The organism is Marinobacterium iners, from assembly GCF_017310015.1.
In the GTDB taxonomy this organism is placed as follows: Bacteria; Pseudomonadota; Gammaproteobacteria; order Pseudomonadales; family Balneatricaceae; genus Marinobacterium; species Marinobacterium iners.
In genome coordinates this window covers 1,190,339-1,204,319 of record NZ_CP022297.1, presented here as the reverse complement: position 1 = coordinate 1,204,319, position 13,981 = coordinate 1,190,339, and the positions used below count along the sequence as shown (strand labels likewise).

General features: G+C 55.1%; 10 protein-coding genes and 2 tRNA genes. 4 read left to right on the top strand and 8 right to left on the bottom strand.

Translation table 11 applies throughout. The features are described from left to right. Nucleotides 1-116: 116 nt before the first annotated feature. The 5 genes from rpsI to CFI10_RS05855 all read right to left on the bottom strand — a co-directional run bounded on the left by rpsI (nt 117) and on the right by CFI10_RS05855 (nt 3,407). On the bottom strand, nt 117-509 hold the full coding sequence (rpsI, locus tag CFI10_RS05875; protein ID WP_091825654.1) for a 30S ribosomal protein S9: 393 nt from the start codon (nt 507-509) through the stop codon (nt 117-119). Between the two features lie 13 nt (nt 510-522). Beyond that, nucleotides 523-951, bottom strand: coding sequence for a 50S ribosomal protein L13 (gene rplM / locus CFI10_RS05870; RefSeq protein ID WP_091825651.1), 429 nt, complete (start codon nt 949-951; stop codon nt 523-525). A gap of 156 nt (nt 952-1,107) precedes the next feature. Further along, a complete protein-coding gene (zapE, locus tag CFI10_RS05865) occupies nt 1,108-2,214 on the bottom strand; it encodes a cell division protein ZapE (RefSeq protein WP_206840495.1) in 1,107 nt (368 codons plus the stop codon). Nucleotides 2,215-2,331: 117 nt separating this feature from the next. Next, nucleotides 2,332-3,045, bottom strand: a complete 714-nt coding sequence (locus CFI10_RS05860) for an LrgB family protein (RefSeq protein ID WP_206840493.1) — start codon at nt 3,043-3,045, stop codon at nt 2,332-2,334. Next, entirely contained in the window at nt 3,042-3,407 is a 366-nt protein-coding gene (locus CFI10_RS05855; RefSeq protein WP_091825642.1) for a CidA/LrgA family protein, read from the bottom strand. The genes CFI10_RS05860 and CFI10_RS05855 overlap by 4 nt, the downstream gene beginning before the upstream one ends. 171 nt (nt 3,408-3,578) lie before the next feature. On the opposite strand from CFI10_RS05855, the gene CFI10_RS05850 reads away from it, so the two are divergent. From CFI10_RS05850 to CFI10_RS05840, 3 genes are all read left to right on the top strand, one after another. Beyond that, nucleotides 3,579-3,655, top strand: a tRNA-Pro gene (locus tag CFI10_RS05850). Between the two features lie 23 nt (nt 3,656-3,678). Then, nucleotides 3,679-3,755, top strand: a tRNA-Pro gene (locus CFI10_RS05845). Between the two features lie 95 nt (nt 3,756-3,850). After that, nucleotides 3,851-5,143 (top strand): NCS2 family permease, encoded by a 1,293-nt coding sequence (locus tag CFI10_RS05840; RefSeq protein WP_206840492.1) that lies wholly within the window; start codon nt 3,851-3,853, stop codon nt 5,141-5,143. A 122-nt stretch (nt 5,144-5,265) separates the two neighbouring features. Here the strand turns inward: CFI10_RS05840 and aceF are convergent, their stop codons facing one another. From aceF to pdhR, 3 genes are all read right to left on the bottom strand, one after another. Then, a complete protein-coding gene (gene aceF / locus CFI10_RS05835; RefSeq protein ID WP_206840489.1) occupies nt 5,266-7,263 on the bottom strand; it encodes a dihydrolipoyllysine-residue acetyltransferase in 1,998 nt (665 codons plus the stop codon). A 46-nt stretch (nt 7,264-7,309) separates the two neighbouring features. Next, complete coding sequence (gene aceE, locus CFI10_RS05830; protein WP_206840487.1) at nt 7,310-9,958, bottom strand: pyruvate dehydrogenase (acetyl-transferring), homodimeric type; 2,649 nt, start codon at nt 9,956-9,958, stop codon at nt 7,310-7,312. 219 nt (nt 9,959-10,177) lie between these two features. Continuing rightward, nucleotides 10,178-10,951: a pyruvate dehydrogenase complex transcriptional repressor PdhR gene (pdhR, locus tag CFI10_RS05825; protein WP_091825631.1), complete on the bottom strand. Its 774-nt coding sequence runs from the start codon at nt 10,949-10,951 to the stop codon at nt 10,178-10,180. Between the two features lie 180 nt (nt 10,952-11,131). On the opposite strand from pdhR, the gene CFI10_RS05820 reads away from it, so the two are divergent. Continuing rightward, a complete protein-coding gene (locus CFI10_RS05820; protein ID WP_206840485.1) occupies nt 11,132-13,960 on the top strand; it encodes an FAD-binding and (Fe-S)-binding domain-containing protein in 2,829 nt (942 codons plus the stop codon). The last annotated feature ends 21 nt before the right edge of the window (nt 13,961-13,981 follow it).

Sequence of the window (13,981 nt, the reverse complement as noted above, 5' to 3'; positions counted from 1 at the left end):
CCCTCCATTAGGCGAACGCAGCATTCATTGACCTGACCCCAAATACAAAAAAAGCCCACAACCATAAGGCTGCAGGCTTTTTTTCGCTGCCATAATGCGGCAATGCCGCAGGCAAATTAACGCTTGGAGAACTGCGGACGCTTACGTGCTTTGCGCAGACCCACTTTCTTACGCTCAACCATACGTGCGTCACGAGTAACGTAGCCCGCTTCACGCAGGGCGCCACGCAGAGTTTCGTCATATTCCATCAGAGCACGAGTGATGCCGTGACGGATAGCACCGGCCTGACCGAAGCCACCACCACCCTTGACGGTGATGTGCGCGTCGAATTTTTCGACGTTATCAGTCAGCTCCAGCGGCTGCTTGACGATCATACGTGCAGTCACGCGACCGAAGTACTCTTCCAGAGTACGGTTGTTGATCATGATCTTGCCTGTACCCGGGCGCAGGAAGACACGAGCAGTAGAGGTTTTGCGACGGCCGGTACCGTAATACTGAGTAGTAGACATTTTCGCCTTCCCCTTAGATGTTCAGTTCTTTCGGTTGCTGAGCCTGGTGCGGGTGCTCGCCACCAGCGTAGACTTTCAGCTTGGTGTACATGGCACGGCCCAGAGGACCTTTCGGCAGCATGCCCTTTACAGCCAGCTCAATCGTGCGCTCAGGGAAGGTCTGTACCATCTTGTTGAAGTTGGCTTCCTTCAGGCCACCCGGAAAACCGGAGTGACGATAGTACATCTTGTCATTGCGCTTGTTGCCGGTTACGTGAACCTTTTCAGCGTTCACTACAACAATGTAGTCACCGGTATCAACGTGCGGAGTGTATTCCGGCTTGTGCTTGCCACGCAGACGACGGGCAATTTCAGTTGCCAGGCGACCCAGAGTTTTACCTTCTGCGTCCACAACATACCAGTCGCGTTTTACTTCGGCCGGTTTGGCGGTAAAAGTTTTCATGGATGGTTTCACCTTACAATTTAAGTCTCGAATCCGAGATTCCGACTTACCTTATAGTTATTGGTTAGCAGCAAAGCCGCTAACGTACACTTTTTCGGCACCCTGCTTTCAGGGAGCGCGCATTATACTTGCTTCAACCCTGCTTGAAAAGTGCTTTCAGGCCCGATGTTCGCGCGCCAGATATTCATGCGACTGCATCTCAAGCAGACGACTCTGGGTACGCTCAATCTCGAATGAAAGCCGACCTTCAGTATAGATTTCATGAATCGGTACTTCTGCGGAGATGATCAGCTTGACGCCTGAGTCATAGAACTCATCGACCAGGTTGATGAATCGGCGAGCAGCGTCATCATTCTTGCGCCCCAACTGGGGAACATTACTGAGCAGTACAGCATGATAGATTTTGCCAAGCTCAATGTAATCGTTCTGTGAGCGCGCACCTTCGCACAGTGCATTGAAATCAAACCAGGCTACATCTTCACACAGACGCCGCGCCTGCAGTTTGCGACCATTGATCTCTATCTGGGCACCATACTGCTCTTCCTCCAGGTCGGGCGCGAGGCTTTCAAAACTGCGACTCAGGCTCTCGTCTGCAGCTGCATCCAGCGGCCAATGGTAGAGTTCGGCCTGCTCCAGCGCGCGCAGACGATAGTCGACTCCCCCGTCCACATTGACCACTTCGGTGAAACGCTTGAGCATATCAATGGCCGGCAGAAAACGCTGACGCTGCAGACCGTCCTTGTAGAGCCCGTCAGGAACGATATTGGAAGTTGCCACCAGTGACACTCCATTGTTGAACAGCTCTTGCATCAATCCACCCAGAATCATCGCATCGGTAATATCGGACACGAAAAACTCATCAAAGCAGATGATGCGTGCCTCCTGCGCATACTTGCGACCAATTTCAGTCAGCGGGTTCTTGGTTCCATCCAGCGCTTTGAGCTCATGGTGCACCCTCTGCATGAAGCGGTGAAAGTGGGTCCGCATCTTGCGCTCAAACGGCAGACTGTCATAGAAGGTATCCATCAAATAGGTTTTGCCCCGTCCGACACCACCCCAGAAATACAACCCCTTGATCGGCTCCTGTGGCGTACGCTTGATCCTTCCGCCCAAACGCTGCATCAGACCGGGCTTTGGCGCCCGTTCAGCCGCTACCAGCTCATCGTACAGGCGCTGCAGATGGCCGACCGCCATCTCCTGAGTCGAATCATAGGAGAAGTCTTCACGTTCCAGGTCTTTACGGTATCGTTCAAGCGGGGTCATCTTCAGTCTGCACCTCTGGTCAGTTTATGAACGCCACAACGGGGGCGAACTTTACTGCTGCAGACCGGTTTTCGCAAATCCGCAACACGGCTGTTACGCAAGCCGCCGTATTCAAGGTCACCCCAGCCCGAATATTCGTACCAACACCGGCACCAGAAAAGCGGTCAGCAACCCGGTCATCCCCATCGCAAGCCCGGAAAAAGCACCGGCCAGCGTACTGAACTCAAAAGCATACGCCGTACCAAAACCATGAGCTGAAACCCCCAGGGTAAACCCCTTCACGGCATCATCCTCGATTTTGAGCAACCGAAAAAGCGGGGGCGCAACAATGCATCCGATGGCGCCGGTAATCAGTACCAGACCCGCTGCCAACGAAGGATAACCACCAATTTTCTCGGCAATCCCGATGGCGATCGGTGAAGTCACGGATTTGGGCGCCAATGACAAAAGCATCCCTTCGGATGCGCCCAATACCCAGGCCACAAGGATGGCCGATGCACTGGCGGTTACCGCGCCGCACAAACACGCAACCAGTAACGGCACCAACATTTTCTTGACCCGTTCAAAATGGTCATACAGGGGTACTGCGAGGGCGACTGTTGCTGGCCCCAGCAAAAAATGAATGAACTGGGCACCACTAAAATAGGTGTCATAGTCCGTTCCGGTCAGCTGGAGAAAAACAATGATCAGCGACAGTGCTACCAGCACAGGGTGTAGCAGAGGCGTGCCTCCCACCCTCCGATTAAGCCAACTACTGAACAGAAAAGTGGCAATGGTGACAATAATCCAGAACAGGGGCTTGGCGGCAAAATAGACCCAAAAGCTACTCATCGCCGTTCCTCCAATGCGGCCATATCCAGCTTACGAGTCAATCGTTTCAGTACCAGCGCCGTCACCAGTACCGTGACGACTGTACTGACTACCAGCGCCACCATAATAATCAGCCACTCAGCCGCAATCAGCTCGGCATGCACCATTAAACCAACACCAGCCGGAACAAACAGTAACGTCAGATGGCGCAGCAAACCTTCGGATGGCTGCCGGATCAGGTCCGGCACTTGTCGCTTGATCACCAGCCCTACCAGCAGCAGTACCATGCCCATTACCGGCCCGGGTACCGGAAGCTCCAACGCCAACACCACCCACTCACCCAGCAGCTGACAAATCAGCAGCACCATCAACCCAATCAGCATATCCCCCCCTTTTTCACTGTTATCAGCGTTGAGGAGTGTACTTATTTTCTTAACAAAATACCTCTCGCCTATTGGCAATCAGGCACCGGCTCTCTATAATGCGCCCCGTTCCTGATTGAGGCGCTCCCACGCCATCCTCCAATCAGAACAATTACTTAGCTTCAGCTTTGTCGGGGTGTAGCTCAGCCTGGTAGAGCACTGTCTTCGGGAGGCAGGGGTCGTAGGTTCAAATCCTGTCACCCCGACCACTTGCTGAATCTAGGTATTGCGTCGGGGTGTAGCTCAGCCTGGTAGAGCACTGTCTTCGGGAGGCAGGGGTCGTAGGTTCAAATCCTGTCACCCCGACCAATCTTCTTTCCCGCCTTTCATCATATTCAATACTGATCACTGCGTGAGACTCAGGTAGAATTTCGCCTTTCCCGTAATCTGTGGATATCTCACTCATGCTGGACAGGATATTTAAGCTCAAAGAGCATAACACCTCCATCAAGACTGAAGTCATTGCCGGAATCACCACCTTTCTGACAATGGCCTACATCATTTTTGTGAACCCCTCGATGCTGGCCAGTACCGGAATGGATGCAGGCGCCGTATTTGTCGCCACCTGCCTTGCAGCGGCCATCGGTTGTTTTGTGATGGGATTTTGGGCCAACTACCCAATCGCGCTTGCACCCGGCATGGGCCTGAATGCCTTTTTCAGCTTTACCGTTGTCGGACAGATGGGCTACAGCTGGGAAACCGCACTGGGTGCCGTATTCATTTCCGGCGTCTGCTTTTTCCTGCTGTCAGTTTTCCGCATTCGCGAGTGGATCATCAATAGCATCCCACTGGCACTGAAAGCAGGCATTGGCGCAGGCATCGGTCTGTTTCTGGGTTTTATCGGCCTCAAGAACGCAGGCATTGTGGTGGACAACCCCGCCACTCTGGTCACTATCGGAGACATGGGTCAATGGGGTGCGATCATGGCCTGCATCGGTTTTGTTCTGATTGCTGCTCTGTATTACCGCCAGGTTACCGGATCTGTCATGATCGGCATTCTCGCCATCACTCTGGTCAGCCTGATAGCAGGCCAGACAGAGTTCAACGGCGTATTTTCCGCCCCACCGTCCCTCGCCCCCACCCTTGGCCAACTGGACATAGCCGGCGCTCTCAGCATTGGCCTGGTCAGTGTTATCTTCTCATTCCTGTTTGTGGACCTGTTTGACACCTCGGGCACACTCATCGCGGTAGCTCAGAAAGGCAAGCTGCTGACACCCGATGGCAAACTGCCACGCCTGGGCCGCGCCCTGATGGCAGACTCCACCGCCACCATGGCTGGTTCGGTCATGGGCACCTCAACGACCACCAGCTATGTCGAATCCGGCGCAGGCATCGCTGCCGGCGGGCGCACCGGCCTCACGGCTGTCGTTGTGGGCATCCTGTTTCTGGCTTGCCTGTTCATGTCACCGTTGGCAGGCACCATTCCGGCCTATGCCACTGCCCCTGCCCTTCTGTTCGTTGCCGTGCTGATGACTCACAGCCTGATCCAGATAAACTGGGATGACATCACCGAAGCCGCGCCCGTTGTCATCGCCGCCGTCAGCATGCCACTGACATTTTCCATCACTACCGGTATCGCCTTTGGTCTGATCTCATACACCGTGATCAAAGCACTGAGTGGGCGCTTTGATCAGCTTAATCCGGCGCTTTGGATACTGTCCGCCCTGTTCATCGTTAAAATGGCGTTTTACGGCTAGAGGCACGCGAGTTTATCCCGGTCATGCACCGCGCTATGGCACAACGAAAAAAGGGGTGAAGATCACTGGATCTTCACCCCTTTTTTATTACCGTATTTCCAAGCCTTGCCGATTACAGCAGGTCAGAGCACCAGACGACGGATATCGCTCAGCAGCCCGTTCAGGTCGGTCAGGAAACGACCGGCATCACCACCGTTGATGGCACGGTGATCGTAGGACAGGCACAGTGGCAGCATCAGGCGCGGCTCGAACTCCTTGCCATTCCAGCGCGGCTTGATATCCGCCTTGGAGATACCGAGGATCGCCACCTCCGGCGCATTGACGATCGGCGTAAAACCATTGCCGCCGATACCGCCGAGACTGGAGATGGTGAAGCAGGCACCCTGCATTTCGTTCGGCTTCAGCTTGCGATCCTTGGCCTTGCCGGCCAGCTCGGTCGCTTCGCGTGCCAGATCGTAGACGCTCTTCTGATCTGCATCCTTGATCACCGGCACCATCAGACCGTTCGGTGTATCCACTGCGATACCGATATTGACGTACTGCTTGTAGACAATGTGCTCACCATCATGATGCAGCGATGCATTGAATTTCTGGTGACGCTTGAGCGCAATGGCACAGGCCTTGATCATGAACGGCAGCGGGGTCAGCTTGACGCCTTCCTTCACAGCCGCGTCCTTCATCTCCTTGCGGAAAGCTTCAAGCTCAGTGATATCGGCATCATCAAACTGAGTCACGTGCGGAATATTCAGCCAGCAGCGCGACATGTTGTCACGGGTGATCTTGTCCACCTTGCTCAGCTTAACCATCTCGGTTTCACCGAACTTGCTGAAGTCCACCGCCGGAATGACCGGAATACCACTGCCGCCGGTCACGGCAGCCGGACCTTTTTCGCTCAGCTGCTTCAACGCAGACTTCACATAGGCTTGAACATCTTCCTTCAGGATACGACCCTTACGGCCCGTACCGGAGACATTGGCCAGCTCGACGCCAAACTCACGTGCCAGTGCACGCACGGCCGGGCCAGCATGTACCTTGCGGTTCTTCTGCTCAAGCGCTCCAAGATCCACATTCTTATCCGCTGCCGGAGCAGCCGACTTGGCAGGTGCAGCAGCCGATGCAGACTTGGCAGCGGGCGCTGATGCAGCCTTGGAAGTGTCAGCCTTGGGGGCTGCGGCAGGAGCACCCGCCACTTCCAGCTCAATGATCACATCACCTTCATTGACCTTATCGCCCTCACTGATACTGACAGACTTGACCCTGCCACCTTTCGGAGCCGGCACTTCCATAGAAGCCTTGTCGGTTTCAAGTGTGATCAGGCTGTCACCTTCCGCGATCTCGTCACCGGCTTTGACCAGCACTTCGATCACGTCTACATCGCTGGCACCGGACAGGTCCGGAACGGTCACTTGTTCCACACCACCGGATGCAGCTGCAGGCGCAGATTCAGCTGCAGACTCAGAATTAGACGGTGTCACCGATGCATCAGCAGCCGGAGTGTCACTTTGGCCAGATCCGGACGCGCCGCCACTGACTTCAAGCTCGAGCAGCAGGTCGCCTTCATTAACCTGATCGCCTTCCTTAATCTTCATGGAAACAACCTTACCACCCATCGGGGCTGGCACTTCCATTGAAGCCTTATCGGTTTCCAGAGTAATCAGACTATCGCCTTCAGCGATTTCATCGCCGGCCTTGACCAGCACTTCGATCACATCCACATCAGATGCGCCGGAGAGATCCGGTACCAGCACCTGCTCAATGCGGCTGCCGGAATCAGACGTGGGCGCCGCCTGTTTGGTCGCTTCGGGCTCAGATGCCGGCGCCGACTCTTCCGCCTTCGTCGCTGCAGACTCACCAGACGCCGCTGGCTCAGAGCCGCCCTCCGCGTCCGTTTCCAGCTCCAGAATCACGTCACCCTCGTTACAGGTGCTGCCTTCTGAAACAACAATTTTCTTCACCACACCCGCGTGGGTGGAGGGGACTTCCATGGAGGCCTTATCAGTCTCCAGCACGATCAGAGAATCACCCTCGGCGATGGTGTCGCCCTCTTTGACACATACTTCGATGATGTCGACGTTTTCGCTACCGCCGATATCAGGCACTTTAATGGTAGTGGTAGTCACAATAATTCCTCTCGCTTAACCAGTCAGATGTTCACTCGCCTGCCACTTACAGTGTCCAGGGCGCCGGCTTTTCCGGGTTGATGTTGAACTTCTGAATGGCCTTGGCGACAACCGAAGCCTCCAGTTTGCCCTCTTCCTGCAGTGCTTTCAGGGCTGCAACCGTGACGTAGTAGCGGTTAACTTCAAAGAATTCACGCAGCTTGCCACGGGTATCCGAGCGACCAAAGCCGTCAGTACCCAGCACCTTGTAGCGGCGCGGGATGTACTCACGCAACTGGTCCGCGTACAGGCGAATGTAGTCGGTGGATGCAATCACCGGGCCTTCACGCCCTTCCAGACACTCTTCCACATAGGACTTGCGCACATCCTCTTCAGGGTGCAGAAGATTCCAGCGACTGACTGCCTGCGCATCGCGGCGCAGCTCATTGATGGAGGTCGTACTCCATACATCCGCCTCAACACCGAACTCGTCGCGCAGAATGTTTGCCGCCTCGCGCACTTCGCGCAGAATCGAACCACAGCCCATCAGCTGCACCTTGAGATCGGAATCCTTGCCCTCTTCCAGCAGGTACATGCCCTTGATGATGCCTTCTTCGGCACCCTGCGGCATTTCCGGATGCTGGTAGTTCTCGTTCAGCGTGGTGATGTAGTAGAACCGGTTTTCCTGTTCCTGATACATGCGACGCAGGCCATCCTGCACGATCACGGCCATCTCGTAGCCATAGGTCGGGTCGTAGGAGACACAGTTCGGGATCATTTGCGCCATTAGATGGCTATGACCATCCTGGTGCTGAAGACCTTCGCCGTTCAGGGTTGTACGCCCGGATGTGGCACCGATCAGGAAGCCACGCGCCTGAGAGTCACCTGCTGCCCAGGCCAGGTCCATAATGCGCTGGAAGCCGAACATGGAGTAGAAAATGTAGAACGGCACCATGGTGCAGTTGTTGTTGGCATATGAGGTGGCCGCCGCAATCCAGGCCGACATGGCGCCTGCCTCGTTAATCCCTTCCTGCAGGATCTGGCCGCTCTTGGACTCCTTGTAGTACATGATCTGGTCGGAGTCGTGCGGAACGTAACGCTGACCTTCAGAAGAGTATATGCCCAACTGACGGAACATGCCTTCCATACCGAAGGTGCGCGCTTCGTCCGGTACAATCGGAACCACACGCTGCCCCATGCTCTTGTCCTTGACCAGGGTGCTGAGTACACGGTTCAGCGCCATCTGAGTCGAAAGGGTTCGCTCTCCGCTGGATTTAAGCTGCCCGGAAAAGGCATCAAGCCCGGGAATTTCCAGCTGTTCAAACTCGGTACGACGTGCCGGATAGAAACCGCCAAGCTGCTTGCGGCGCTCCAGCATGTACTTCATCTCAGGCGAGTCCGGCGACGGACGGTAATACGGCACTTCCTTCAGCTGATCATCAGACAGCGGAATGTTGAAGTTATCACGGAACGCCTTGAGATCGTCCAGTGCCACCTTCTTCAGTGAGTGGGTATCATTCTTGGCCTGGCCGGACTGGCCTGTGCCGTAACCCTTGACGGTCTGAGCCAGAATAACGGTAGGCTGGCCCTTGTTGTTCATCGCCTCATGGTAGGCTGCGTACACCTTGTAGGGGTCGTGGCCACCACGGTTGAGTTTCATGATCTCGTCATCGGACATGTCCTTCACCAACTCGAGCAACTCCGGGTATTTGCCGAAGAAATGCTCGCGGGTGTAGGCACCGCCGTTGGCCTTGTAGTTCTGCAACTCACCGTCGCAGACTTCATTCATGCGCTTGGTCAGCAGACCGGTGGTATCGCGCTCAAACAGCGGATCCCAGTGACGCCCCCACAGGACCTTGATCACGTTCCAGCCCGCGCCCTTGAATACGCCTTCAAGCTCCTGCACGATCTTGCCGTTGCCGCGTACCGGGCCATCAAGACGCTGCAGGTTACAGTTGATCACGAATACCAGGTTTTCCAGCTGCTCGCGCCCTGCCAGTGAAATGGCGCCCAGCGTTTCCGGCTCATCACACTCACCATCACCCAGGAATGCCCACACCTTGCGGTTACCGCGCTTGACAAGATCCCGCGCAGACAGGTAACGCATCACGTGCGCCTGGTAGATCGCCTGAATCGGGCCGAGCCCCATGGAAACGGTCGGGAACTGCCAGAAGTTCGGCATCAACCAGGGGTGCGGATAGGAGGACAGACCATTGCCATCCACTTCACGGCGGAAGTTGTCCAGCTGCTCTTCTGTCAGACGACCTTCAAGGTAAGCACGCGCATAAATACCCGGTGAGATGTGTCCCTGGAAGAACACCATGTCGGATTCGCGATCGCCTTCAGGGCCATGAAAAAAGTAGTTAAAACCGATATCGTAGAGTGTTGCAGAGGAGGAGAAGCTGGAGATATGACCGCCGAGTGCGTCTTCATTGTCATTGGCACGCATGACCATTGCCATTGCGTTCCAGCGAATGAAGGAACGAATGCGTCGTTCCATGAACAGATCACCCGGCATGCGCACTTCATCGCGAGGTGAGATGGTGTTTACGTATGGGGTGTTAAGCGTGGTGGCATCCTGCACACCGAGCGCTGCAGCCCTGGAACCGAGTTCGCGCATGAGGTAACGCGCACGTTCGTCACCGTCGTTTTTGGCGACGGATTCGAGAGCATCCATCCATTCCTGGGTTTCGATTGGATCGATATCTTCAATCATGTCTCGCACTTTGCCTTCTCCGATCACTTGTAAGCGTGGATGTGCCAAGACTGGCCTGATACTGGCATGGATTACACGCCGGAGCACCCCGGGCCGTCCCGGTTGTTATGATTTTGTGTGTAGTAATACTACAATTACTCCCAAGCACTGTCCAGATAGCGCATTTTCCTAGGCATTAACCCGTATTTCGAGCGGGCTTGATGTAGTATTTTGACAATGTCAAGTTGCATCCTCATGACTCAGGTTAGCGCGTCTGAGCGCTCTTTCCAGTCGAGTCTGCTCTCTGCCCCGCTCAAGCAACACCTCTTCCACATATGCCAGATGGTCATGGGCAGCCTGACGTGCCGTTTCAGGATCACCCGCCAAAATCGCCTGAAGCAGCAGATAGTGCTGGTCATGGATTCGTCCGCGCATATCATGTTTGGGATAAATCTGCTCAAGGTTGTCCCAAATGTGCTGACGCAGCAGAGTAAACAGGGCACGCATCATGTGCAGCAGCACCACGTTATGGGTCGCGGCGGCAATCGCCAGATGAAACTCGACATCAGCGGCCACTTCTCGGTCGAAAGATTTCTGCTCATGGAACTGTTGCAACTCATCAAAACGAGCCTGAATTTCCAGTTTGTCTGCAGCCGTGGAACGAAGCGCCGCATAGTAGGCACTGACGCCTTCCAGTGCATGGCGAAACTCCAGCAGATCATACTGTGACTCGGGATGGGTTCGGAACAGTTCCAGCAGAGGATCAGACAAACTGCCGCCAATCTCTTCCGACACAAAAGTGCCACCACCCTGACGACTGTTCAGTAGCCCACGCGCAGCCAGTTTCTGCATCGCCTCGCGCAACGAAGGACGAGAGACATCAAACTGTTTGGCCAGCTCTCGTTCCGGTGGCAGGCGCTGCCCCGGCTTGAGCGTACCCTCCAGAATCATCGTTTCAAGCTGCTGCATGATGACATCTGAAATTTTTGGCTGTTTGACTCGCTGATACGACATGACGCGTGGTTGACCCAGTGGATAAGTTTAAGCCTCAACATAAATTGGCTTGACCAATTATTCAAGCATCTGTTTTTTCCTATTGCCTGTTTAATGAGCAATTGACAGCCAAACAGGATCACAATAAAGTCTGAAAAATAAATATGGATAATTGGTCTTACCAATTTGAGGCGCTTAAACATGCAGGCTCGCTATCAGGCAATTCTCGACCAGCTCAAAACCTTTATTCCGAAGCAGCGGCTGATCAGCGATCCACTGCGAACCCTGGCTTATGGTACGGATGCCAGTTTCTATCGCCTGATTCCACAGCTGGTTGTGCGCGTGGAAAATGAGCAGGAAGTCATCAAGCTAATCAGCCTGGCCAACGCGCACGCCTTGCCTCTCACTTTCAGGGCAGCCGGTACAAGTCTGTCAGGCCAGGCCGTAACCGATTCCATACTGGTCCAGCTGGGGGATGGGTGGAATGGCCACAAAATCAACGCCGATGCCAGTGAAATACGCCTGCAACCCGGTGTCATTGGTGCCCATGCCAACCGTTATCTGGCACCTTTTCAGCGCAAGATCGGACCAGACCCCGCCTCCATCAACGCCGCCAAAATTGGCGGCATTGCCGCCAACAATGCCAGCGGCATGTGTTGTGGTACGGCGCAGAACAGTTATCGCACGCTCGCCAGCATGCGTATGATTCTGTCCGATGGCAGCGTTCTTGACACTGGCAACCCGGAGTCTGTCGAGCAGTTCCGGCAACAGCACCGCTGCATGCTCAACGCGCTTGGATCACTGGCAGAGCTGACTCGCTCAAATACATCCTTGCGCCAGAAAATCGAACACAAATATCGGCTCAAGAATACTACCGGCTATTCGCTCAACGCACTGATCGACTTTGGCGACCCGATCGATATTCTTCAGCACTTGATGATTGGATCCGAGGGGACGCTGGGCTTCATTTCCGAGATCACCTACAAAACCGTACCCGAACATCCCTGCAAGGCCTCCGCCCTGGTGTTTTTCAATGATGTACGCACCACATGCGAGGCTGTCGCACTGCTCAAGGCAACACCGGTCGCCGCCGTCGAGCTGATGGATCGCGCCGGCCTGCGCTCGGTCGAAAACAAGCCCGGCATGCCGGACTTCATGCGCGAACTGCCCGATGATGCCGCGGCACTGCTGATTGAAACCCGCGCAGAAACCGCTGCAGTACTGCAGCAGCAAATTGATGTTATCTGCGCCAGCCTGATCCATCTTGAAACTCTGAGACCAGTTGAGTTCAGCACAAATCCGGACGAATGTGCGCGTTACTGGGCGATCCGCAAGGGCCTTTTCCCTGCCGTTGGCGCCGTGCGTGAAACCGGCACTACCGTCATCATTGAGGATGTCGCTTTCCCGGTTGAGCGCCTCGCGGATGCCGTTGCCGATCTGCACCGGCTGTTCCAGCGCTGGGAGTACCCCGAAGCCCTGATTTTTGGCCATGCATTGGAAGGCAACCTTCACTTTGTGTTCACACAATCGTTTGACACTCAGGAGGCTCTGATAAGGTATGAAGGGCTGATGGACGATGTCGCCAAGCTGGTGGTCGAAGTTTATGGTGGTTCACTCAAGGCAGAGCATGGCACCGGGCGCAACATGGCTCCCTATGTCGAACTGGAGTGGGGCACCGACGCATATGAACTGATGTGGGAACTCAAACAACTTCTTGATCCAACCGGCATTCTCAACCCCGGCGTCATTCTCAACCGCGATCAGCAGGTACACCTGAAAAACCTTAAACCCCTGCCCGCCGCCAACCCGCTGGTAGACAAGTGCATTGAGTGCGGTTTTTGTGAGCCGGTTTGCCCCTCGCGAGACCTGACTCTGACACCGCGCCAGCGTATCGCGGTCTGGCGCGAGATTCAGCGGCTTGAGCGCAGCGGCGATGATGCAGAGCGCCTGCGTCAGTTGAAGAAGGACTACGACTATCAGGGCGATACAACCTGTGCCGCCTGTGGTCTGTGTTCAACCAGCTGTCCTGTCGGTATCAATACCGGTGACCTGACCCGTGAAATCCGTCACTTTCACAATGAGTCCCATGAAAACACTGCCGCCTGGATTGCCAGCCACTATGGAGGCGCCATGCGTCTTAGCAAGGCCGCTTTCCGCATCGCCGATACTACACACCGGTTGATCGGCACATCAGCCATGAGCGGCCTGACGCGTGGTCTGCGCAAGATCAGTGGTAACCGGGTACAGCAGTGGACCCCAGCCATGCCGACCGCGGCTCCCGCTCTCTCCGCTACCCGCGGTAACCACAGCACCGGTGCCACAGGGCAGGTCGTTTACCTGCCCAGCTGCGCCAGCCGTACCATGGGGCCCATGCGCGGGGCGGCAGACAAATCCTCGCTGGCAGACAAAACAATCACACTGCTGGAAAAAGCCGGCTTTGAGGTCATTCTGCCGACTCAAGCTGACGGGCTCTGCTGCGGCATGCCCTTTCAATCCAAGGGCATGTTTGAGGCAGCTGAACAAAAGCGCAACGAGCTCAATCGTGTCTTGATGAACTTGACCCGCCAAGGCACCATTCCAGTGTATTCAGACACTAGCCCCTGCTCTTTGCGACTGCAGGAAGGACTCGATCCAGCTCTGCAGTTATTTGACAGCATTGAGTTCCTGGACCGTTTTGTACTGCCGCAGCTGATTATTGATCCGATAGAAGGTCCCGTTGCTCTGCATGTCACCTGCAGCACCACAAGGATGGGACTGGCAGAGCCGCTTAAACGCATTCTATCTGCCTGTTGCCACAACCTGGTGATTCCCGAGCAGATAACCTGTTGTGGCTTTGCGGGTGACAAGGGTTTTACCACACCTGAATTGAATGCTTCGGCACTGCGCACACTGAAAGACTCGGTCGCCCACTGCAGTGAAGGCTATTCCACAAGTCGCACCTGTGAGATTGGCCTCAGCCACCACAGTGGTATTGAATACCGTTCTCCGGTGTACCTGATTGATCAGTGTTCAAGGCCAAGACAACCCTGATTACCGCCTCTGCATCGATCA